This window comes from Halomonas sp. N3-2A (assembly GCF_002216165.1).
In the GTDB taxonomy this organism is placed as follows: domain Bacteria; phylum Pseudomonadota; class Gammaproteobacteria; order Pseudomonadales; family Halomonadaceae; genus Vreelandella.
The window spans coordinates 1254091-1274906 of sequence record NZ_CP022286.1 but is presented as its reverse complement, the minus strand read 5'-3'; the positions used below and the strand labels follow the sequence as shown (position 1 = coordinate 1274906).

Sequence of the window (20816 nt, the reverse complement as noted above, 5' to 3'; positions counted from 1 at the left end):
AAATTAATTAACGAAAGGACATACAAATGGCAGAGCGCAGAGTTACAGCTACAGGCAAAGATCGCGATGGCGATATTCTCCGATTATGCAATGGAGCTTATGCAGGCACTTGGTCACCGCGAAGCAAGGCTAACGCAATTAATGACATCGAAACGCGGGCTCACTCCTACTACGTAGAAGACTCTTACGGGAGGCGAGCAAACGTACTTGTTGTTGGCACTGGATCAAATAAATATTTGCGGACGAATCCTGATTCCTCCTGTTCAAATAACCTCGATAATCTACCTCATTGTTAATAGTGAAAAAGGTTGTGCTTGCATGATGTGCCTGAAATGGCTAATCTATCTTCACTATCCAATTCTACGCCCTGGCTTTGAGCCGGGGCGTTTTGCTATGAGGCCCTGCGAGTGCCGCCGTTGCTGCCAGAATACCTAAGCCTACCATTGCAAATCGTTGTTGAAGCGCCCGAGACCGATTGGAAGGCGGTCATTGCTGGCGGTTTTTTTACACTACTTGGTGCTGGTATAGGGGCTGGGCTTGGTGCCTACTTTAGCTACATGGCTGCTACAAGAGCGCAAAAAAAAGTTGCTCTTGAAGAAAAGCGAGAACGAATTTTAAAGCTGTGTGAAGAATGCAAGCACCATGCTGAAGTAATTAAAAGAAAGAGCCAGGAAAATTATGCTATCAAAAGGACTGAACCAAAAAAGCCCTTACCGAATAACCTTAGGCGAGATGAAGAAGAAGCATTAATACAATTCCGCGAGCTATACCTATTGGTTAATGATTACTATCCTCAAATCCCTGCCACCCTGCATGAGAAGCTTGATTATTGGAGCAAAAGCTCAGGTAATAGCATAAAGTGGGATGAGCTGTTGCAAGAAATTAAAGCTATCGAGGACTACTTGAAAAAATAGCCTGCTACTCAGCGGGCTTTTTGTTTAGGTTGCATTAGAGATGGCTTGGTTAGTAAGGGAAGCCAACCGAGGCGGCATGCAGTCGCACGGTGACTCAGGAGCACCCACCAAGCCTTCTTCAGTTCAACCGAACATTCTGCCTTTACACCTTCACCCAGTTATTCCCCTTAACCTGAGTGGGCGGTAAATGGCCGTCATCTGATGTGGTTTGCACTTGTCGAGCGTTAGGTACCTCTCCACCCCTAGGACCTACCTCTCGATACAAGCCTGGGCTTGGTGGTTTCTGCCCTGGTTCATACATAACCTTCTTTTTAGTTGCCATAACTAATGCCTTTTGTTGAGTACGCCCTCTCAGCATAGTTTATTAGGGAGTGCGCAATACTCTAACAAGAGGGTCAAACCAATTTCCCCCGCCGTGAGGCGCCGGAGTCCTATATGCCCAATAAGATAAGCCAGCATTTTCACCGCACCGAGTTCGCCTGTAACTGCGGATGCGGCTTCGACACCGTAGACGTTGATACGCTCGTGATCCTTGAGGCCGTGCGCACTCACTTCGGCAAGCCGGTGATCATCAATAGCGGCTGCCGTTGCCCAGATTACAACCGCCGTGTAGGCGGCGCGCCCAATAGCCAGCACACCTTTGGCCGAGCTGCTGATATTCGCGTTTCTGGCGTTCAACCTGATGCCGTTTACGACTGGCTGGCCGCCAACTTTCCATCTGCCAGCCTTGGTCGCTACTCGACGTTTACCCACGTTGATACGCGTTCCAATGGCCCGGCTCGCTGGTAATGGGAGGCGGCGTAATGCCCCAGGAGCGCGACGTGAAACCATCCGTATTCGAGCGGCATATGCAGACAGGGATACAAGTGCTGTTAGTGGCGCTGATTATTTGGGCTGGCTCTGAATTAGTGAAGCTGGGGCAACAGTCAGTCGTTTTAGAAGAGCGGCTAACCATGCAGGGCTTAATGCTTCAAGAAATGCGCCAGGAGCTTAAAAGCTGGGGCGATACTTATTACCGCGCTACTGATGCACGCCGTGAGCTTGACGAGATTGAGAGCCGCATCAACAACCTGAACAGCCGCGTGTCGGCGCTGGAGAGTGTGCAGTGAGCATTGCAGCTAAAGCGTTATCGGTGATTACCGGTCCGCTGTTCAGCGTGATCGACAAGGCTGTTACTGACAAAGACGAAGCGGCGCGCCTCAAGCATGAAATTCAGGCGCAGTTGATTGATGCAGAAAACAGCGCACTTAAAGCTCAGATGCAAGTTGTACTAGCAGAGGCGGCAGGGGAAAGCTGGCTGCAACGCAACTGGCGCCCGATTCTGATGCTTACCATCGTGGCTATCGTTGCTAACAACTATCTGATCGCGCCGTATCTATCAGCCATGTTTGACGTGGGTTTGACCTTGCCATTACCTGACGCACTCTGGAATCTCATGACGCTAGGTGTTGGTGGCTATATTGCTGGCCAGACTGCTGAGCGAGGCATTTCAACGTGGCAAAGTGGGCAAGTGGCCCGAGAACAAGCTAAAGCGCAAGGTTTATATAGAGAGATTAAAGGGAGATAGCTTCAGAGCCGAGCTTAATAGTAATTGTGATACATATCCCTTGTTAAACCGGACTGCTACAACAGCCCGGAATGGTATTACTTCTTCTTCTCCTTTCTAACTCCCTTGAACGGCGTCTGGTCACTTGTCTTCTGATCCATGAATCGTCCAGTAGAAGTGTCCCGCTTAACCCAGTTGCCGGAAGGGGTTTGTGTTTGAGATCGACCCTTAACCGCACCGTTACGCTTGCCATCTCCTGAAGGAGGGTTCGTTGCCATGTTGATCACCTCGCTAGTGAAACCATGTTGATCGAATTAATCTTCGACCATTAGTAAGTGTACATCTGCTGGAGTGTTGAAATGTCTATTTCTGAGTTTTCTAGACAAAAGTCTCTAACCCCGTTAGGGGAGGCAGCATCTGAACGTTTCGAAAATAAAATTAGGGATGCAATTGAGGATGCTAAATCCGAGGGGCTTTGTTGGGGAATGATTGTAGCTGTACTCCATCAAGCGGCTCATTGGATGCACCTTAGTATTGATAAAGAGTGAACATTGCCTCTTGAAGGCACTAGATTTCTCGCCGTGAGGCGACACGCCACGCTGTGAAGCGTTGCACATCGGCCATGCCGTGAGGCAGTGCCACCCTCGCCGCACGCTGTGAAGCGTCCGGCACCTATTCTATGGAGACGCTGCCTGCAAGGGCGGCGTTTTTTGTATGGCCCAACGAAACGACTGGGAGCTGATCGAGCGCGAATTCCGCACTGGTCGTTTCTCGATGACTCAGCTCGAAAAGCGCCACGGCGTTCATCGCTCCACTATCTCCCGCCGTGCAAAGAAGGGAAATTGGGAAAAGGATCTAACTGAGCGGGTACGTGAGCGGACGCAGCAGAAAATCACCAAAGCGTCTCTGTCGCCGGAGGCCCAAGCTGCTTTCGACAATGACGATGATCAAATCGTTGAGTATGCAGCGAACGAAAACGCTGCTGTCGTTAAGGGGCATCGTAAGAATTTGGATCGTTGGCGGGGTATTGCTGAGCGCTATGCCGAGCTCCTGGAAAGCCAGCTAGCCGAAGGCAAGATCGCTGTCGAGCTACCCTCGGGTGGTACTGCTGAAATAGACGTGCCGCTTGAGTATGTCGGTAAGTGCATGGGCCACGGCACCCAGGCGTTAGACCGCGTTATCAAGCTGGAACGTCAGAACTACGGGCTTGATGTCAACGACAAAGACGACGGCGTGAAGTCGTTTGAAGAGCTCATGGCAGAGGTCGCGCCTAATGATCCTGCCACCGAGTGAGCGGGCACGCCAGGTTAAGCGCGCAGAAGCATACCTACGAGCACACGCGAAAGGCAGGCTAACCGATAAAGCTGACTTGCTGGCCGCGCTTAGCCTCAAATGGTTTCGTCTCAATTCGCTCTACAAGATCAAGAATAAGTCAGGTAAGAAAGTGCGCTTCAAGCCTAACAAGGCGCAGCGGGAGCGCTACCTGAATGGCCACTGCCTTGACTTGATACTGAAGGCTCGCCAGTTGGGCTTCACAACGTTCGAGATGATCGACGCGCTGGATGACTGTCTGTTCAAGGATAACTTCGCGGCGGGCTGTATCTGTCACAAACTGGAAGATGCCCAGGACATTTTCAGAAACAAGATCACCTTCGCTTACGAGAATATCGACGACGCCTGGCACGCACTGCTGAAAATGCTGGGCACCAAGATACCCAAGGCAATCAGTGACAAGAGTGGTAGCGGCGCTTATGTCTTCGATAACGGCTCAAGCATCAAAGTCAGCACGTCATACCGTGGCGGCACGCTCCAGCGTTTACACGTATCTGAGTTCGGCAAGATATGCCGCCAGTTTCCACATAAGGCCAAGGAGATCGTCACCGGTGCGTTTGAAGCCGTCGGTATTGGCAATCAAATAACGCTGGAATCGACCGCCGAAGGCCGCGAGGGATATTTCTTCGACTACTCGCAGACCGCGCAGCAGCTCAAGGAAATGGGCCGCACGCTGACGGAAATGGACTTTCAGTTTCATTTCTTCCCTTGGTGGCAAGAGCCTACGTACACGATGAGCCCCAAGGGCGTCGTGATACCGCAGCGTCTGGCGGAATACTTCGAGCAGCTTGAACACAAGCACGGCATCAATACGACCGACGGCCAGCGTGCGTGGTACGCCAAGAAAGCGGAAAAGCTGCAGGATGATATGCAGCGGGAATATCCCAGCACGCCAGAGGAAGCGTTTAGTCAGTCTGTTGAGGGCGCTTACTTCGCCACACAAATGCAGTTCCTGCGCAAGAACAAGCGCCTCACGTCTGAAGTGCAGGTTAATCCCAGTCTGCCGGTTTATACCGGTTGGGATTTAGGGATGAATGACACGATGGCGATTTGGTTTGCTCAAGTCGTTGGGCGTGAAGTGCATCTTGTCGACTATCTGGAAGGTGAAGGCGAGGGCATTGAGTACTACGCCGACTTGTTGAACAAAAAGGGGTATCGCTACGGTGGCCACTTCGGTCCTCACGATCTAGCCGTTAGAGAGTTGGGTACTGGCCTGAGTCGTTCCGACGTTGCCAAGGGCTTCGGCATTAACTTTGAAACGGTACCGCGCATTAGCAACCACGCCGAGGGTGTTCAAGCGACGCGTCAATTCCTGCCAATGTGTTGGATTGACGAAGAGGCCTGCCATCAGGGCGTGCTATGCCTCGATAACTACCGGAAAGAATGGGACGACAAGCGCGGTGTGTACAAGTCAACGCCTCGCCATGACTGGGCATCCCACGGTGCCAAGGCCCTAGAAACCCTCGCGCGTTCATCACTGTTTGCAAGGGCGCAACTGCCCGCCACGCCCGCTAACCGCTCGTCACGCGGTGGCTGGGGCGCACACACTTAATCACCCCGCCGGGAGGCGCTATGATCCACACCACCCCGAACGGCTCGCAGCAACAGCGGGCGCGCACGGCAGCATTGCGCTTGTCAGGCCTGCAAAGCCGGGAAATTGAGAAGTTTGCCCGCGATGCTGCCATGGGCATGGCGCAAGAGTTGATGAAGCACGGTATCCCCATTCCCTCTAAGCGCTTTCGCCCGGACGTGGGTTATGTGCAGATCGATATGATCATCATCGAAGAGAAGGTCACGACGCCAGAGCCAGGCATGCGCCTGCAGTTTGAAGTTGAGGGCAATATGGGCGTGACGTTTAACGTCAAGCTGCTTGAGTTCTTAGACGATCCCGCTGGCTACGTGACCGATCTCTTTAAGCAGCTAGGCCCAATGCGCCGCAACGTGCAACGGATGCGTACCCACAAGCGTGCCGCTGATGCCGCTATTTACCGTGCGATAACGCAGGGTGCTGCTAATGGCTAGTTTGGGGCTACTGCAATACAAGTCGGCGACTGAGATGCACGCCGAGCAAGCCGCCGAAGCTCAGCAAATGCAGGTCGAGGAGGAACGCCGTCGTCAGCTCATGGAGTCGTCGCTGGGTGCGCACATTCGCCGGTCATGGGAATCCGCCAAGACAGCCAAGCAAGAAGTTGAATACCGACTGTTGGATTGTCTGCGTCGTCGTAAAGGCGAGTACGACCCTAACAAGCTGTCGGCAATCCGCAAAGAAGGCGGTGCCGAGATTTACATGATGTTGACCGCCACTAAGTGCCGCGCTGCCGGGGCTTGGATTCGCGACATTATGATGCCTGCGAATGAGCAGCCGTGGGGCCTACAGCCTACACCGGTGGCAGACGTGCCCGACGAGTACATTGCCCCTGTATTCCAGCAGATGCAGCAGCAAGCCATGCAGGCGGAGCAGGAAGGCCAACAGGTTGATATGGCCGCGTTGATCGAACAAGCGCGTGAGCAAGTGCGGCAAATGGCGCAAGAGAAGGCAGAGGAAGCTGCCGAACGCCATGAAGACGTGATTGCCGATCAGCTAGCCGAGGGCGGCTGGTCTGAAGCATTTGAACAGTTCGTTGATGACTTCGTTACCTACCCAGGCGCGTTTGTGCGTGCGCCGATCCTACGGCGCGTGCCCACACTGGAATGGCTAGAAGGCTGGCAGCCGATCAAGAGCACCACTATCCGGCCTGAGTTCGAGCGGGTATCTCCGTTCGATATGTATCCCAGTCCTGACGCTACAAACGTGGATGACGGCGCGTTCATCATTGAGCGAGCTCGCTTTACTCGGATGCAGCTCAACCAGCTGATTGGTGTGCCGTCATTCAATGAAGAATCTATCCGTCGCGTGCTAGAGCAGTACGGCCAAGGCGGCTTGCGTGATTGGCTATGGACCGACGGCGAGCGTGCTGAGCTAGAAGGGCGTGGCCATGAGTGGCTGACCCACGGCGAAACTATCGACGGCCTTATTTATTCTGGTGGTGCACAAGGCGTGACGCTGCTGCAGTGGGGCGTTAACCCTGACGATATTGAAGACCCGCTGGCAGAGTATGAGATTGAGGCCATCTTGATTGGTCAGCACGTTATTCGCGTTCGCATTAACCGCGACCCGCTAGAGCGTCGCCCTTATCACAAAGCGAGCTACCAGCCAGTACCAGGCAGTTTCTGGGGCCAAGCCATCCCTGAACTCATGGCCGATATTCAAGACGTGTGCAACGCCACCGCGCGAAGCCTAGTGAACAACCTCGCTATTAGTTCAGGGCCGCAGGTGGAAGTGTACGAAGATCGCCTGCAGCCGCAAGAGGACCCGACCAACATTTATCCGTGGAAAATCTGGCGTACTAAAGACAGCCAGGTCACTGGTAATAACGCCGCTGTTCGCTTCTACCAGCCCAGCAGTAACGCTGCTGAACTACTCGCTGTTTACGATCAGTTTGAGCGGCGCGCAGACGATGCCACTAACATCCCACGATACACCTACGGCAATGAGAATGTTGGTGGTGCTGGTAACACCGCTAGTGGCTTATCAATGCTGATGGAGTCAGCAAACAAAGGCATCAAAGACGCTATACGGCACATTGACCGTGGCGTGATGCGCCGTGTAATTGAAGCTTTATGGCTACACAACATGCAGTACAGCGAAGACCCGAGCATTAAGGGTGACTGTAATGTCGTCGCGCGCGGTAGCTCAGCCATGTTGATACGCGAACAGACGAACATGCTACGCCAGCAGTTCCTGCAGCTCACTCAGAATGAAATGGATATGGGAATTGTAGGTATGGAAGGCCGTCGCAAACTGCTGGATAGCGTGGCCGAAAAGCTGGATATGCCCGGCTTGATCCCCACGCAAGAGCAAATGGAGCAGAACCTAGCCGAGCAGCAGAAGGCACAGCAGGCGCAATTAGAAGCCCAGCAGCAGATCGAACAAGCCAAGGCCCAAGCCGAAGTGGCCGTTAAGCAGGCGCAGGCACAGAAGTACGGCGCCGACGCTGCCGAAACCCAAGCTGACACACAAATCGCCCAGCAAATGGCACCGCTGGATGCCCAACATCTGCTAGCACAGATTGCCAAGTTGATAGCCGAAACCCAGAGAGGTGCGAATGAACGAGCAGCAGTGGAAAGCCCTGTCGCGAATCCACAACAGCCCCGAGGGCCAGCACCTGCTGGATATCCTCAACTCCCAGCGCGAGGACTGTCGCAACCAACTGGAGCAATGCCGCGACAGTAATGAGATTGCGCGCAAGCAGGGCGAGGCGACCGCGTTGGCCGGTTTGATTGAGAAATTAAAAAGCGCGCGTGACGTGATCGATGCGCGCTTTGTCGATGCGCGCTTTAAATAGCCGGATGCGTCCGGCCTCACAAGCAAGCCGCTTCTCCGGAGGCGGCTTTTTTGTGGGCAACGCTCAACACTGCAGGTTGAACCCGTTACCCGAATCGTGAACCCCGGCTAAGTCCGGCTCACAGACACGCCAAGAGGCGTCATAGGAGTTGAAATGTCATTACCCCAGTCCGTACAGGCGCAAGTTGACGCCGCCGCACAGCACTTTGACCGCGAACCAGAGAATCCCGACGCCGATAAAGCCAAGGCTCCTGGCAGCGAGCAAAACCCGCCACGCGACGCTGATACGCTGGACACTGACAAACCCGATACGCAACCCGCTGAGCCACCGAAAGATGAACCTAAAGCCGAACCCAAAGCGGAGACAAAAGACGCTTTGTACTGGGAACACCGCTTTAACGTCATTCGCGGCAAGTACGACACCGAAGTACCAGCACTGCGCAAAGAGGTTGAACAGCTAAAGCAGCAGCTAGCCGATGCCAGTAAAGCACCCGACGCGCCTAAGCAGTCGCTGCCAGGTGTAAGCGATGAAGAGCTAGCTCGCTACAAAGAAGAGTATGGCGACGACCTTGTATCGCTAATGATGCGGTTAAGCGGCTCCCAGCAACAACAGCCCAACACAGAGATCGCACAACGCCTTGAGCGTCTTGAATCTGAGAAGCAAGAGGATGCAGAAGCGCGTTTCTGGATCGGGTTAGAGCAAGCGGTGCCCAACTATCAGCAAATCAATAGCGAACCGGCGTTCCTGCAATTCCTTAGTACATTCAATCCCCAAACGGGCAAGCAGTACCAACAGGCACTCAGTCAGGCGCAACATTCGCTAGACGCCAAAGGGGTAGCTGACGTTTTCAAACTCTATCTGAACCAGGCGAAGCCAACGCAGCAGCAGCGCCAAGTCCCCGATGAACAAGTGGAGCCACGCACCACGAAAGCAGCCCCAACGCCGAGTTCGCAAGGCGGGAAGCTGTGGACGGGTGCCGACATTACCCAGTTCTATCGTGACAAGACCGCTGGCCGCTACTCCGCTGACGAAGCGCAACGCCTGGAAGCCGACATATTCGCCGCCCAACGTGAAGGCCGGGTTCGATAACCCGGCTGGCGGTTCCGATTCCTCGCCGTGAGGCGATAAGAGGTTATTCCAATGGCAGGTCCAGCACGCGACGCATCGCATCCCGACTATTCCAGCACGTCCGCCTCCGGGTTTATCCCACAGGTCTGGTCGGGAAAGATGATTGAAAAGTTGTATACGCGAACGTGTTTCGCTGAAATTTCTAATACGGATTATGAAGGAGAAATTAAGTCGCAAGGCGACACGGTGATGATCCGCACCACACCGTCGATCACGATCAAAGACTACGAGATTGGCGGTGGCCTCAGCTATGATAAACCGACCAGCGATATGGTCGAGCTTCACATTGATAAGGCAAAGTACTTTGCCTTTGAAGTGAATAATGTCGATGAGTACCAATCAGACATCAAGCTGATGAATAACTGGTCAGATGATGCTGGCCAGCAGATGAAAATTGCCATCGACAAGGTGATTCTCGGAGACGTGTTTGCTGACGCGGCTGCTGAGAACGCTGGTACTGAAGCGGGTCTTGAGTCCGGTGGCTACAACATGGGCGAAGCCGGTGCGCCGGTGGACGTGAACAAAACCAACATCCTCGATGTATTTGTGGATTGCGGTTCAGTACTCGATGAGCAGAACGTCCCAGATGATGGTCGTTGGATTGTCATTCCTGCCTGGATGAACGGCATGCTCAAGAAATCGGACCTACGCGACGCGAGTGCCATGGGTGACAACACCTCGGTATTCCGTAACGGCAAGGTGGGCATGCTCGACCGCTTCGACGTGTATGTCAGTAACAACATGTCGAAGGTGACAGACGCAACAACCACCAAGCAGGCCACAAACTGCATCTTTGGTCATAAGAAGGCGCTCACGTTTGCGTCGCAAATGACCAAGATGGAAGACCTGAAAAACCCGAATGACTTCGGTCAGTTGGTGCGCGGTTTGAATGTCTTTGGCTATGAGGTCATTGATCCCAACGCTATGGGGCATCTGTACGCACAACGCGCCGCCTAATTGCCCACCTACGCCATCCTTCGGGGTGGCGTTTTACTTTCCGTGAGGAAACACGCATGACCAAGACACTGATTGAGCAGATTGAAGAAGCAGTGACCAAGGATGATTTCGACCCACTAGCCGAGAAGTTAGGTGTTGAACTCAATAAGCGCCAAGGCGTCGAGACCATCCGCGCCGAGCTGCTTGAAGCCGCTGAAACGCTGGCAGAAAAGGGTATCACCACGCCTGAAGAGCTTACACCTAACGAGACGCCAACCGAGCCTGAAGAGCCCGAAAAGCCTAAGTATCAGGGGCGCATGCTCAAGCATCTGAAAAACGGGCGCACATTCCCGTGGACGGCTGCACTGGCTAAAAACCGTTATATGCAGGAGGTGTAAGTAATGGCCGTCACAACTGTAGGCACCGTCATTCGTAACACCAAGTTGGTGTTGCAGGAAGTGACGGCCGCCGGTACCCGCTGGACCAACGAGGAGCTGATCGGCTGGCTAAACGAGAGCTACCAGGCCATCGTTCAGATTAAACCCGACGCCTCTTCAATCAACGCAGCGGTGCCACTTGTATCAGGAACCCGGCAAGAGATACCTGACGATGGTCTTCGCCTCATTGATGTAGTCCGTAATACGGCAGACCTCAGCGATAAACTAGGTATTTTGGTGACCAGTCGCCGTGCACTGGATACCACGCGCCGCAGCTGGCACGCCGACGAGCCTAGCGTGAACATTGAGCAGTACGTATTCGATGACCAAGACCCTACGCGGTTTTATGTGTACCCGCCTGCTGATGAGGGTGCCGAAGTCGAGCTGATCTATTCATCAACACCCACACCGCACGATGTTGCGTTGGGATTGGATGGCTTGAAAGAAGACCCGATTCGTCTCAACGACAGCTACGCCCCGGTGATTACCGATTACATCTTGTATCGCGCGTATTCGAAAGACGCTGAACACGCCGCGAACCTGAACCGCGCACAAATGCACATGCAGGCGTACATGGGCGCACTGGGGCAGAAGGTGGAAGTCGCGCGCGCTATCTCGCCTAACGCGCCTGATAACTCATCTAACCCACCGCGGACGCGTCAGTAATGGATTTGCTGCAAGCGGTGGTGCAGGACGTTCCAGAAGCGCCGTTGATGAGCGTGCGTGATGCTATTCGCTGGTCAGAGTTTCGGCTGTGTCAGGACGGCAATGCATGGATTGTTGATGCGCCAGTCACCAGCGAGGGGGCCATTATGGCCCCTGTTGACACTACCTGCGTGCGCGCACTAGCCGTGTACCGCAATGGCCGAGCCATGATGCCAGGCGCGGACTATGGACAGCCAGCGCCTGACGTAGTGACCATTCATCGGCAGCGCAATGCCGACACTTACACGGCGCGCATTGCGGTCAAGCCAACGTCTGACAATGCACTACCCGCCGAGCTACGCGACCAATACTTTGAAACCCTGCGTCATGGCGCTACTCATCGACTGCTGTTGCTGCCTCAACCGTGGAGAAACGTCGAGCAAGCGGCGTATCACGAAACGCATTTTACGGCGGGCATTAACGATGCCTACCGATTGTCAGTGTACGGGCAGCAGCAGGGCGCACGCGTTCAACCACGACGATTTATCTAGGGGGCGCTATGTCATTCGAGCAGGCTGTCGTACAGCTAGAACAAACGAACTCCAAGCTGCAAGAAGAAGTAGTGCGTTTCCGCGACGCAGCGATGGGTCTTAACGCGATCTACTCAACGATCACAGAGGGGCGTCAGAACACGGCTGATGGTAAATATTTCAGCGTTCCAGGTAACGGTGCCTATATGCGTCTCTACCGCCGTCAGGGATCTAGCGCCGAGTTGATCGCTGAGTTCCCTGACAGGAATGAACTGAACAGCGTGATTGATCAGCTGGGGCCGCTACTTGGGCGAGGGGTTGTTGGTGGCGGCACCGATGACTTGATGGCTGTAGGTGCGTTTGGTCTAGGTTCCACAGACCGTAACTCCGCAGTAGTCACAGATGGAAATGCTTCGCTTCCCTCTGGTTTCTTTGGAGGTACTGGCTCTCAAGGTATTAATTTCCCTGCTGGTGCCCAGTACAGGCCTCTAATTAATGTTAACAGGAGGTCTGGCCCTGGCGTCTATAACACTCTTCGCCTTTTTTCTACGTCTAGTGAGTTAGTGGTTAGAACAGGCACTATTACTGATGGTGAAGCAATTTGGGACAGTGATTCTCGTATATACACAGATAAAAATGTTCTAGGCCCTGTTTCACATCTAGCTGGTGTTCCTACTGGGGCGATTATTGAAACAGGTAATACCCCAGATGGACGTTACCGTAAATTTGCAGATGGCAGTATGGAGTGCGGAAAAACATTTGAGGTAACCGATATAGGTGAATTCGGATCGGGTACTTTTACTGATCCTTATCGCACAAACATCTGGAACTGGGATTTTCCTAAACTTTTCATAAGTGCCCCTCAAGTAGCATCCTTTTGTACTTGTAGCACTACCATAGCAAGCGAAAGAATAAACTCAGTGGTGGCTAATTCACTCAGTAATTCGCGTGCGTCAGGGGTGCAAGTTTATCGAGGAAGCAATGCGCTGGGTACACAGGCACCGGTCATCGTCACTTTAACTGCATCAGGAAGGTGGAGGGAGTAACAACAATGAAGTTACGTTTTAGGGTTAAGCCAATAGCTTTAAATTCAAATGTGGGAGAAGAAAGAGTTGGAAATTTCGATCTTTCCCAGTTCCCAGAAGGCGCTAAGTTCATTGGCAACGAAGATACTCTTTTAGAGGGAATCTATAACGTCGAGCGTATTGATGGTGAACTACACGTAACCGTAGGCCAGTGCGGACTTGCGTATGAGTGCCAGTCGACGAATGGCTCACATGACTGGTCCGACACCAACGAATGGATTGATGCCGCTAATTACAATCCCGATCGCTGCTATATCGTCGCTACCAACGCACCAGAGGGTGCGAAATACGTTAAACGCGATAACGGATGGACAGTCGTAGTACCGCAACCAGTGGGGGAACTAACATCATGAACGAGCCGTGGTTTATTCCAGCAAAAACTTCCGCTGAGCTATTAGCAGATGCCCAGGCATCGAAAATACGCGAGATAAACGCCGCGTATGCCGCAGAGGCTGAGCCGCTAATCAGAGAGTATCCGGCGATAGAGCAGCAAACGTGGCTTGCGCAAGAAGCTGAGGCGCGCGCATTCTTGGCGTGGCATGAAGACCCGCAGAGTGAGCGGCCATCAACGCCTGTGTTGGACGCGATACTACTAGGCCGGAACGGCGAAGACGGCACAGAGACGATGAAGGAGTTATGTGACGCGGTGATTGATAATGCTGAGCGATTCACTCATTTCCAGCAGCTGACCGGGAAACGGCAGCGGCTGGTAAAAGCGGTGCGTGCATCGCAGAGTATAGAAGCTGCCAAAGCTATAGAGTATTAGCGCTACAAGATGATTTTTTTAGGTATTAAAAAAACCAGTCGATACTAGATAGAGAGAAATCGCGGTACCTGCAACTGATAGTATGCTTAGGCCCAGGGCGAGCCCACCCCTTTCTTTTGCTGAAAATAAAAGAGAAACTTGAAAAGTAGTAGGGAATACTGAGCTCCAGTATACATTCCCTTTGAATGAATCATTGAAAATTAAAATAAGAACCCCAAATGAAAAAAATAATATTGATGCCGAGATATGAGAGAATTTGTATCTCGCGTTTTCCCTCTCTTTTATTTTGATGTTAGATAGCTCTTTGCTAGCATGCTCTTTAAATGATTCTAAATTTTCAATTCTTTTTTCTAGTTTAGCTGCTCGTAAGGCTAAGCGGCATTTTTTAAGTTTATTGAACATTGTGTCTATTATTTATGATGTTGGTTTTAATTAAAAAATTTTAACTACTTTTATGTGTGTTAGAGATATCTATAAGTAACTGGCTTGCATCTTTCGGTCGCTTTATTCCATGAGATAAATATGAAAATACAGCATAACGCTTTTCGTGGCGAGCTGCCGATAATGGACGCTCGACTGTTGCCAGAAAACAACGCACAGCGGGCGCGTAATGTTTACCTCAAACGCGGTACCCTCAAGCCTGAGCGCGCACCCTTGATTGTTGAGTCGCTTAGCACGGTGGCGAATCCATCCACGCTTTACCGCTACCCCAGCGGAAACAATGGGCAAGGCTTCTGGCTGACCTGGGGAATGGGGCGAAATGTTCACGTTGTGAAGTCACCACTAGCGAATGATGATTTTTCCCGCGTGTATTGGACGGGGGATGGTCCACCGAAAATGGGCGGTATTAGCGATATTACCAGTGGGACCCCGCCGTATCCTGGTGGTGGCTATCGACTGGGGATTCCCGCACCAAGCAGCGGGCCGACTGCATCTGCGCCGAGTAATCGCGCACCCGTTGACGAGCGTCCGCCCACGACATTGGAAACATCCTATGTCGTGACGCTGGTGTCGCGTTTCGGCGAAGAAAGTGCGCCCAGTGTGCCCAGCAATATCATTGAAAGATGGGATATGACGGGTGGCGCGCCTGCTGGCGGTGAAGTGCAGTTATCGCTCCCAGGCGTGCCGAGTGGCAGCCATGGCATTGTGGCAAAGCGAATCTACCGTGCTGAGTCGAATGGCATCTATCAGTACGTTGCCAATGTAAACGCATCTGCAAGTGAATATCTTGATAGTTACACCAGTGCCCAGCTTGGCCGTGCATTGCCATCTGTCGAGTGGGATATGCCAGACCCAAGACTGCAAGGTCTAACCGCGCTCCCTGGCGGCATTCTGGCAGGATTCTTTGAAAACACGCTGTGCTTTAGCGAGGCGTACTTGCCTCATGCATGGCCAGTGGCGTATCAGCTGGCTTTCAAAGACAACATAGTTGCTATTGGTGCCACGTCGTCGGGTCTGGTCGTGGCCACACAGGGGCAGCCCTACCTTGTCAGTGGTGCCAGTCCCGAAGCTATGTCACCCATGCAGCTAGACGTTGACCAGCCCTGTATATCCGAGCGTTCACTTGTCGACATGGGCGAGTACGTTATCTACGCAGGGCACGAAGGGTTAGTCGCTGCCGGAGGCCGCGATGCCCGCGTGGTGACGGCTGAGGTGTTTACCAAGGACCAGTGGCAAGCGCTGAACCCCAGCACCATGCACGCTTACCGTTACGATGGCCGTTACCTTGCCTTCTACAGCGGCGGCTGCATGGTGTTTACACCAGGCGAAGGCGTCGAGTTTTTGGATATCACCGCTAGTGGCGGGTATCTCGATGTTGCAGCGGGCACACTTTACCTGATCCAGAACAGTGCCATTAAAGCGTGGGGGAAGGGCAACTTCATGAATTATACCTGGCGCTCGCGTCTTCATGAATTCCCTCCTGGTAGCGCAGGATTTACCTGCGGCAAGCTTATTGCGTCTAACTACCCTGTGCGGCTTATTATTCGCGCCGATGGAAATACTGTTCTTGATTCCGGGATTACCAGCCCTGATATGTTTCGTCTTCCTGCAGGCTTTACATTGTGCCGTGATTGGGACGTTGAGATTCAAGGCAACAACGAAGTGCAGTCCATACAAGTCGCGACCTCTCCCAGCGAATTGATTTAACTCTTTCAGGCTCACCGTGAGGTGCCCATGAACCGACGCCGTCGGACACTGCCGCCTGTGCCACCGAAGGCACCGAGCGAGTTACGCCCCCTGATTGCTGCAATGACCGAGATTTTAGAAACCGGTGAGGGCGTCCGGGGCGATCCTTTAGACAGAAAAGTAACGTTGCGCGACCTGCTTGATAGCGGTATTGGCAGGCTAAGACCTGGTATGCGGCCAGGTCAGGACGGAAACCTAGATTCTGGCGCACTGCCGCCAGCGCCAGATTTAAGCATACCGCCGGCGCCTGCCAATTTTGACGCCCAAGGCGGCTTCTACGGCATGATCAATCTAAGCTGGACTATCCCCGGCCAGCAGTACCGCAACCATGCCTATACCAACATCTTTCGAAGCGAAGAAGACAACTTTGCTAACGCAGAAGTCATTGGCCGTGAAGCGGGCGGTTTTTACACAGACTACGTGCGTGATGATGCGGTTGATCCTGACGATCCGACAAAGCTAAAAGGGTACTACTACTGGATCACGTTTACTTCTGTTGCTGATATTGAGGGCCCGCCGAACAGCCCGAACGGCACCTACGCCGCGCCGTTGGCAGATCTTGGATATGTCATTGAACTGCTAACTGGCGAGATTGACGCGGGTGTTTTAGCGCAGTCCCTCCGAGAAGAAATTGAGAAGATACCGGCGCTTGAATCCAATATCGAGCGGCTTGACCCCATTGAAACTGCTATCGACCGTATCCCAGCCATTGAGGCGGAATTGCGTGGACCTGAGTCGCTGGATGGTAGCGTTGCAAGTCGTATTGCTGCTGAGCGTGAAGACCGAATCGACGCACTTGATGAAGAAAGAGCCGAGCGAATTGACGGACTGACGTTTGAGGCTCAGGCACGAGCGCAAGCGATTCAAGACGAGATAGAAAACCGCACCACCGCAATTACCCAAGCCGTTGAGCAACTGGAGCTAGAAGATAGCTTATTAGCATTGCAGCAGAATGTTATGGCGGCGACTTATGACGCAAACGCAGCGTCAATTTACTCGATGTCACAGGTTCGTATTAATGACAACGAAGTCTTCGCTAATCAAATTGATCAGCTGTATGGCAGTGTCGAAGATAACAATGCGCTGATCCTGAACGAGCGTCAAATCCGCATAGATCAAAACAGCTCGCTGGCAACGCAGGTCGGTATTCTATCGGCACGCCTCGACACAAGGCCTTCACTCAACTCAGGATTCGAGCCGGGTGCGGACTTTGATTCTTGGAATGCAACAAGCGGAAGCTCTATCACGCCAGCGACTGGTGATGTTTACAGCGGGTTGCAGTCAGCATTAGTCACATCGACCAGCGGTATCGCTAACCCAAATACAGGCGGTGTCCGTCGCGTTATCTCACCCGAAACAGCGGTAGAGTTTGCGGGGCACGAAATTCGTCTGGCGGTTTACGCCAAGCAGCCAGCTTCGGACGCGGCATCTGAATTTGCATTGGCCTACCAGGTGGGCGGTCAGTCAACACAGTGGCACCGCTTTACGCCAACCGACCAATGGGCGTTTTACGATGTTGTCGTTGATATCCCCGAAGGCACTGGAGGGGTAGAGCACGCGGTTGCCATTTGGGGGAGTACGTCGGGCGGTGGAAGCGGTATCGAGGTCGACCGCCTGCTAGTTACGTTCGCTGAAACGGATATCCCAGAAGTCACAGCAGCAATTGAGCAAATTCAGCAAGCGCTTGTTGACCAAGAACAAGCTGTCGCCAGCCAGTTGCAAGGTTATTTGTCACAACTGGAAGGCAATACAGCTGCTATCAATAACGAAACAGAAACCCGTGCAACTCAGTTCGACGCGCTGGCTCGCGATATAGGGACAATGACCGCGCTCACTGAGCAGAATGCTGCAGATATAGCGGCTGAGCGTGAGGCGTGGTCGTCTGCTGTTGATGCAGTTGCCAGTGATGTGCTGGATATGTCTGCGCGTGTGGGAGAAAACGAGGCCCGCATTACCGATGAATCTCGTGTGCGTGCCACCGAGAATGATCTACTTGCAGCCGTTCAGCGCGTTATCTCTGCATCGCGCAGTACCGCGTCTGCAACGCTTTACAGTTTGGACGAAGTGCGGCTTGAAGATAGCGCCGCGACGGCATTGCGCATTGATGGCATAGAAGTGCAATTTGGTGATGCTATTTCTGCGATTGAGCTGGAGCAAAACCTGCTCGCTGACGAAAATCAGGCACTGTCTGGGCAGATAACGACGATCAAATCGACGCTCGAAGACGATCTGGCTTTGGCTCGGCAAGAGTTTACGACTGAGGTTACGCGGCTAGATGGCCGCGTTGATGCGACGGCCCAAGCAGTCACGGCGGTTCAGTCAGAGACGGATAATGCTCTGGCGGGCGTTCGGCAAGACTTTAATACTGAAGTGTCATTCTTGAAAGGTGAGCAATCAGTCGTTGCCGCAGCCTATAAGGCAAACGCTCAGGCAATCACTGCTGTTCAATCAGGATATGAGTCTAATTTGTCTGTTGTTCAGCAGGACTTCAACACTCAAGTCAGCCGCTTGGATGGCCGTGTTGACAGTGCAGCGCAATCTATCAGCACGGTGCAATCGCAACTATCAGGTGACATTTCGACCGTACAGCAAAACCTTACGACGAACGTTAGCCGTATCGACGACGAGTTAAGCGCTAACGCTCGGGCAATTACCGATGTTCAAAGCGCTACTGATGATGCATTGGCTGGCGTGCAACAAGACTTTAATACTGAGGTTACGCGGCTTGACGGGCGAATAGATAGCAACGCTCAGGCAGTAACAGAGGTGCGTTCCGATTTGGAAGGCGATGTTGCGGGGGTACGTCAGAGCTTAAACACTCAAGTTAGCCGACTAGATGGCCGTGTTGATAGTGCTTCTCAAGCACTTACGACGGTTCAGTCCCAGTTAGAAGACGATATTTCGACCGTCCAGCAAAATCTTTCGACGAACGTTAGCCGTATCGACGACGAGTTAAGCGCTAACGCTCGGGCAATTACTACAGCGCAATCTGCGCTGGATGATGACATTGCTTCAGTGCAACAAAATCTCACGACTAATATCAAGCGCGTCGATGGAGAGCTTGAAGAAATAGGTGCGTTATACACTGCGAAAGTCCAAGTAAATGGGCTGATCGGCGGCTTTGCTATTTATAACGATGGCACTGAAGTAGATGCGGGTTTTGATGTTGACCGCTTCTGGATTGGCCGCACAAATGGGAATAAGAGAAAACCGTTTATCATTGATGATGACGTTGTCTATATGAACAACGCAATGATTAGAAATGGCTCTATTCAAGAGGGGCATCTTGGCCCAATTACGATCGGTAAGTTCTTTCTTGATGATGGTACGCCGGTTACCACGGCAGGCGGCTTAATCCGTGCTGATGCGATTGACGTTGATAATCTCAGCGTGGCGGAAGCAGCGCGCTTTTACGCTGATGTGCAGTCGGGTAACTACATTGCAGGCCAACGGGGTTGGCGTATCTGGCAAAACGGAAACGTCGAGTTTAACCAAGGCCAGTTTAACGGTGTTGTTAATATCGGCAACGTACAGGGTGCAGGGGCATTAGCGACAAAGGATTCGCTGCCCTATGAAGGGCTTTCAGGCACGACTGCATCGCTTGTACTGGAGCGCGCTAATAGCGGCGCAGCCGCAAAAAGCCGTACCGACGGCTGGACGCGCCCTGGCTCGACGCGCATCAATGGTAATCAGATTTATACGGGAGATGCCTATGTAGATACGTTACAGGTTAAAGGGCAGGCAATAACCATCCCTTCATCTGCTTACACCGGCGGTACGATAGTTCTTGGTGCGGCGGGGGGCAGTAATGATGTGGGAGGGTGGACTAACTGGAAGCAAATTCAAGCCCTGTATTTACCTGAATCCCCTGGCCCCATTCAAATTACATGCTCATTCAGGGTGCTCGTAGACACCACAGGTAAATTCCCTGTGTACGCGAAATTAGAAGAAGACGGGGTGAGTCGCTATGCAACAGAAGTACTTAGAGCGGGCTATTCAAACACCGCTTTTGATTACACACGGCAAGCAATATCTTTCACAATAGAGCGTCCAGCAAAAAGTAGCGGTCGGACATTTAGGCTCTATTTACGCGGCGCAGGTACTCAGAGCGGCCTACAGTTTCAGGTTTCCCATCGGATGATTAGCACACTGACGTTAAAGGATAACTAAATGCCTACTTACGTAGTTTCAAAGTTTAATGGTGAAATCTCTCAGTTAATTACAGGTGGTGCTCGCTATATAGAAGTTCCAGAAGGCTCGGACATTTCTGATGATACTCACTATGTGGACGTAACAGTCACCCCTAATGTAATTAAAGAAAAAGAAGAGGTACTGTTTGACCTAGGTGCTGAGGGATTGGTGGTTACTTTAACCGGCCTTCCGGTCGGTCTAACCGTTGAAACTAACGGATTTAGTGCTGTGACCGATTCTGAGCCAATGGCGATAAGCTATGACGTACCGGGTACATATCAAATCCGGCTAAGTGGGCTAGTTGAATATTTAGACTACACAGAGGAAGTGACTGTTGGCGACCCTTAAAGCTAGTACTTTCGCGAGTCGAGACGATGCTGAAGAGCACTATCTATCAATGATTGATATGCATGCGGCAAACGCGCGGCATATCGATTCTGCTCAAGCTGACGTTTATAAACAGAAGTTAAAGGAAGCCCGAGAGGGCTGCGGTGAATTACTGGAGTCAGAGGCTAAAGAATTAGGAATGCCACTAGATGTTTTAGTTAACGCCGTTCTTCATCAGCACGAAAAAAGGCAGCTGCGAAGCCATCACATTGAGCTAGATCGAGTAAAGGCAAAAGCAAATATTCGTAAAGCCAATACTGCCGCTGAGATGTATGAAGCGGTAAAGGAATTTAAGCAACAGCTAACCCTGCTACAATAACCCTTTAAATTGCCCCACCGTGAGGTGC

The 20816-nt window shown here is 52.4% G+C and carries 24 protein-coding genes; 22 read left to right on the top strand and 2 right to left on the bottom strand.

Features of this window, described 5'->3' with window-relative positions:
* Nucleotides 1-26: 26 nt before the first annotated feature.
* Both CEK60_RS05955 and CEK60_RS05950 read left to right on the top strand, forming a co-directional pair.
* The gene (locus CEK60_RS05955) at nt 27-296 is read left to right on the top strand and encodes a DUF3892 domain-containing protein (RefSeq protein ID WP_089038248.1); all 270 of its coding nucleotides are present in this window, start codon (nt 27-29) and stop codon (nt 294-296) included.
* A 111-nt stretch (nt 297-407) separates the two neighbouring features.
* Nucleotides 408-914, top strand: coding sequence for a hypothetical protein (locus CEK60_RS05950; protein WP_089038247.1), 507 nt, complete (start codon nt 408-410; stop codon nt 912-914).
* Nucleotides 915-1056: 142 nt separating this feature from the next.
* Here CEK60_RS05950 and CEK60_RS05945 read toward each other — a convergent pair whose 3' ends face one another.
* Entirely contained in the window at nt 1057-1215 is a 159-nt protein-coding gene (locus tag CEK60_RS05945) for a YjzC family protein (protein ID WP_089040865.1), read from the bottom strand.
* Nucleotides 1216-1349: 134 nt separating this feature from the next.
* Between CEK60_RS05945 and CEK60_RS05940 the strand changes: the two genes are divergently transcribed.
* The 16 genes from CEK60_RS05940 to CEK60_RS05860 all read left to right on the top strand — a co-directional run bounded on the left by CEK60_RS05940 (nt 1350) and on the right by CEK60_RS05860 (nt 13704).
* Nucleotides 1350-1703: a YcbK family protein gene (locus CEK60_RS05940; RefSeq protein ID WP_089038246.1), complete on the top strand. Its 354-nt coding sequence runs from the start codon at nt 1350-1352 to the stop codon at nt 1701-1703.
* A gap of 32 nt (nt 1704-1735) precedes the next feature.
* Nucleotides 1736-2023 (top strand): hypothetical protein, encoded by a 288-nt coding sequence (locus tag CEK60_RS05935; protein ID WP_157698007.1) that lies wholly within the window; start codon nt 1736-1738, stop codon nt 2021-2023.
* Nucleotides 2020-2481: a 3TM-type holin gene (locus tag CEK60_RS05930; protein WP_089038244.1), complete on the top strand. Its 462-nt coding sequence runs from the start codon at nt 2020-2022 to the stop codon at nt 2479-2481. Before CEK60_RS05935 ends, CEK60_RS05930 begins: the two co-directional genes overlap by 4 nt.
* A 338-nt stretch (nt 2482-2819) precedes the next feature.
* Nucleotides 2820-3008 (top strand): hypothetical protein, encoded by a 189-nt coding sequence (locus tag CEK60_RS05920; RefSeq protein WP_089038242.1) that lies wholly within the window; start codon nt 2820-2822, stop codon nt 3006-3008.
* A 166-nt stretch (nt 3009-3174) separates the two neighbouring features.
* Nucleotides 3175-3753 carry a hypothetical protein gene (locus CEK60_RS05915; protein WP_089038241.1) on the top strand — a complete coding sequence of 193 codons (579 nt, stop codon included), beginning with the start codon at nt 3175-3177 and terminating at the stop codon, nt 3751-3753.
* Nucleotides 3734-5344, top strand: a complete 1611-nt coding sequence (locus tag CEK60_RS05910) for a terminase (RefSeq protein WP_198361472.1) — start codon at nt 3734-3736, stop codon at nt 5342-5344. Before CEK60_RS05915 ends, CEK60_RS05910 begins: the two co-directional genes overlap by 20 nt.
* Nucleotides 5345-5364: 20 nt before the next feature.
* The gene (locus tag CEK60_RS05905; protein WP_089038240.1) at nt 5365-5814 is read left to right on the top strand and encodes a hypothetical protein; all 450 of its coding nucleotides are present in this window, start codon (nt 5365-5367) and stop codon (nt 5812-5814) included.
* On the top strand, nt 5807-8065 hold the full coding sequence (locus tag CEK60_RS05900) for a portal protein (protein WP_198361471.1): 2259 nt from the start codon (nt 5807-5809) through the stop codon (nt 8063-8065). Before CEK60_RS05905 ends, CEK60_RS05900 begins: the two co-directional genes overlap by 8 nt.
* Before the next feature lie 265 nt (nt 8066-8330).
* Nucleotides 8331-9266, top strand: coding sequence for a hypothetical protein (locus CEK60_RS05895; RefSeq protein WP_089038239.1), 936 nt, complete (start codon nt 8331-8333; stop codon nt 9264-9266).
* Between the two features lie 51 nt (nt 9267-9317).
* The gene (locus CEK60_RS05890) at nt 9318-10262 is read left to right on the top strand and encodes a P22 phage major capsid protein family protein (RefSeq protein ID WP_157698005.1); all 945 of its coding nucleotides are present in this window, start codon (nt 9318-9320) and stop codon (nt 10260-10262) included.
* Nucleotides 10263-10318: 56 nt separating this feature from the next.
* Nucleotides 10319-10639, top strand: coding sequence for a hypothetical protein (locus CEK60_RS05885; RefSeq protein ID WP_089038238.1), 321 nt, complete (start codon nt 10319-10321; stop codon nt 10637-10639).
* A gap of 3 nt (nt 10640-10642) precedes the next feature.
* The gene (locus tag CEK60_RS05880; protein ID WP_089038237.1) at nt 10643-11344 is read left to right on the top strand and encodes a phage adaptor protein; all 702 of its coding nucleotides are present in this window, start codon (nt 10643-10645) and stop codon (nt 11342-11344) included.
* The gene (locus tag CEK60_RS05875; RefSeq protein ID WP_089038236.1) at nt 11344-11874 is read left to right on the top strand and encodes a hypothetical protein; all 531 of its coding nucleotides are present in this window, start codon (nt 11344-11346) and stop codon (nt 11872-11874) included. The genes CEK60_RS05880 and CEK60_RS05875 overlap by 1 nt, the downstream gene beginning before the upstream one ends.
* Before the next feature lie 8 nt (nt 11875-11882).
* Nucleotides 11883-12899 (top strand): hypothetical protein, encoded by a 1017-nt coding sequence (locus tag CEK60_RS05870; protein WP_089038235.1) that lies wholly within the window; start codon nt 11883-11885, stop codon nt 12897-12899.
* 5 nt (nt 12900-12904) lie between these two features.
* Nucleotides 12905-13291 carry a hypothetical protein gene (locus CEK60_RS05865; RefSeq protein ID WP_089038234.1) on the top strand — a complete coding sequence of 129 codons (387 nt, stop codon included), beginning with the start codon at nt 12905-12907 and terminating at the stop codon, nt 13289-13291.
* On the top strand, nt 13288-13704 hold the full coding sequence (locus CEK60_RS05860; RefSeq protein WP_089038233.1) for a hypothetical protein: 417 nt from the start codon (nt 13288-13290) through the stop codon (nt 13702-13704). The genes CEK60_RS05865 and CEK60_RS05860 overlap by 4 nt, the downstream gene beginning before the upstream one ends.
* Before the next feature lie 18 nt (nt 13705-13722).
* Here CEK60_RS05860 and CEK60_RS22060 read toward each other — a convergent pair whose 3' ends face one another.
* Nucleotides 13723-14106: a hypothetical protein gene (locus tag CEK60_RS22060; RefSeq protein WP_157698004.1), complete on the bottom strand. Its 384-nt coding sequence runs from the start codon at nt 14104-14106 to the stop codon at nt 13723-13725.
* A gap of 120 nt (nt 14107-14226) precedes the next feature.
* Between CEK60_RS22060 and CEK60_RS05855 the strand changes: the two genes are divergently transcribed.
* Genes CEK60_RS05855 through CEK60_RS05840 form a run of 4 tightly spaced genes read left to right on the top strand, consistent with a single transcriptional unit; the run spans nt 14227 to nt 20788 of the window.
* On the top strand, nt 14227-15852 hold the full coding sequence (locus CEK60_RS05855; RefSeq protein ID WP_089038232.1) for a hypothetical protein: 1626 nt from the start codon (nt 14227-14229) through the stop codon (nt 15850-15852).
* Nucleotides 15853-15879: 27 nt separating this feature from the next.
* A complete protein-coding gene (locus CEK60_RS05850) occupies nt 15880-20061 on the top strand; it encodes a phage tail tip fiber protein (RefSeq protein WP_089038231.1) in 4182 nt (1393 codons plus the stop codon).
* On the top strand, nt 20062-20430 hold the full coding sequence (locus CEK60_RS05845) for a hypothetical protein (protein ID WP_089038230.1): 369 nt from the start codon (nt 20062-20064) through the stop codon (nt 20428-20430).
* Nucleotides 20417-20788, top strand: coding sequence for a hypothetical protein (locus CEK60_RS05840; RefSeq protein WP_089038229.1), 372 nt, complete (start codon nt 20417-20419; stop codon nt 20786-20788). The genes CEK60_RS05845 and CEK60_RS05840 overlap by 14 nt, the downstream gene beginning before the upstream one ends.
* Nucleotides 20789-20816 lie beyond the last annotated feature (28 nt).

Bases quoted from the DNA above. Each gene is read 5' to 3' on its own strand.
- CEK60_RS05915 (WP_089038241.1), top strand. From the start codon at position 3,175: ATGGCCCAACGAAACGACTGGGAGCTGATCGAGCGCGAATTCCGCACT.
- CEK60_RS05920 (WP_089038242.1), top strand. From the start codon at position 2,820: ATGTCTATTTCTGAGTTTTCTAGACAAAAGTCTCTAACCCCGTTAGGG.
- CEK60_RS05885 (WP_089038238.1), top strand. From the start codon at position 10,319: ATGACCAAGACACTGATTGAGCAGATTGAAGAAGCAGTGACCAAGGAT.
- CEK60_RS05945 (WP_089040865.1), bottom strand. From the start codon at position 1,215: ATGTATGAACCAGGGCAGAAACCACCAAGCCCAGGCTTGTATCGAGAG.
- CEK60_RS22060 (WP_157698004.1), bottom strand. From the start codon at position 14,106: ATGTTCAATAAACTTAAAAAATGCCGCTTAGCCTTACGAGCAGCTAAA.
- CEK60_RS05845 (WP_089038230.1), top strand. From the start codon at position 20,062: ATGCCTACTTACGTAGTTTCAAAGTTTAATGGTGAAATCTCTCAGTTA.
- CEK60_RS05860 (WP_089038233.1), top strand. From the start codon at position 13,288: ATGAACGAGCCGTGGTTTATTCCAGCAAAAACTTCCGCTGAGCTATTA.
- CEK60_RS05870 (WP_089038235.1), top strand. From the start codon at position 11,883: ATGTCATTCGAGCAGGCTGTCGTACAGCTAGAACAAACGAACTCCAAG.
- CEK60_RS05850 (WP_089038231.1), top strand. From the start codon at position 15,880: ATGAACCGACGCCGTCGGACACTGCCGCCTGTGCCACCGAAGGCACCG.
- CEK60_RS05900 (WP_198361471.1), top strand. From the start codon at position 5,807: ATGGCTAGTTTGGGGCTACTGCAATACAAGTCGGCGACTGAGATGCAC.
- CEK60_RS05905 (WP_089038240.1), top strand. From the start codon at position 5,365: ATGATCCACACCACCCCGAACGGCTCGCAGCAACAGCGGGCGCGCACG.
- CEK60_RS05910 (WP_198361472.1), top strand. From the start codon at position 3,734: ATGATCCTGCCACCGAGTGAGCGGGCACGCCAGGTTAAGCGCGCAGAA.
- CEK60_RS05940 (WP_089038246.1), top strand. From the start codon at position 1,350: ATGCCCAATAAGATAAGCCAGCATTTTCACCGCACCGAGTTCGCCTGT.
- CEK60_RS05955 (WP_089038248.1), top strand. From the start codon at position 27: ATGGCAGAGCGCAGAGTTACAGCTACAGGCAAAGATCGCGATGGCGAT.
- CEK60_RS05865 (WP_089038234.1), top strand. From the start codon at position 12,905: ATGAAGTTACGTTTTAGGGTTAAGCCAATAGCTTTAAATTCAAATGTG.
- CEK60_RS05855 (WP_089038232.1), top strand. From the start codon at position 14,227: ATGAAAATACAGCATAACGCTTTTCGTGGCGAGCTGCCGATAATGGAC.
- CEK60_RS05875 (WP_089038236.1), top strand. From the start codon at position 11,344: ATGGATTTGCTGCAAGCGGTGGTGCAGGACGTTCCAGAAGCGCCGTTG.
- CEK60_RS05895 (WP_089038239.1), top strand. From the start codon at position 8,331: ATGTCATTACCCCAGTCCGTACAGGCGCAAGTTGACGCCGCCGCACAG.
- CEK60_RS05890 (WP_157698005.1), top strand. From the start codon at position 9,318: ATGGCAGGTCCAGCACGCGACGCATCGCATCCCGACTATTCCAGCACG.
- CEK60_RS05880 (WP_089038237.1), top strand. From the start codon at position 10,643: ATGGCCGTCACAACTGTAGGCACCGTCATTCGTAACACCAAGTTGGTG.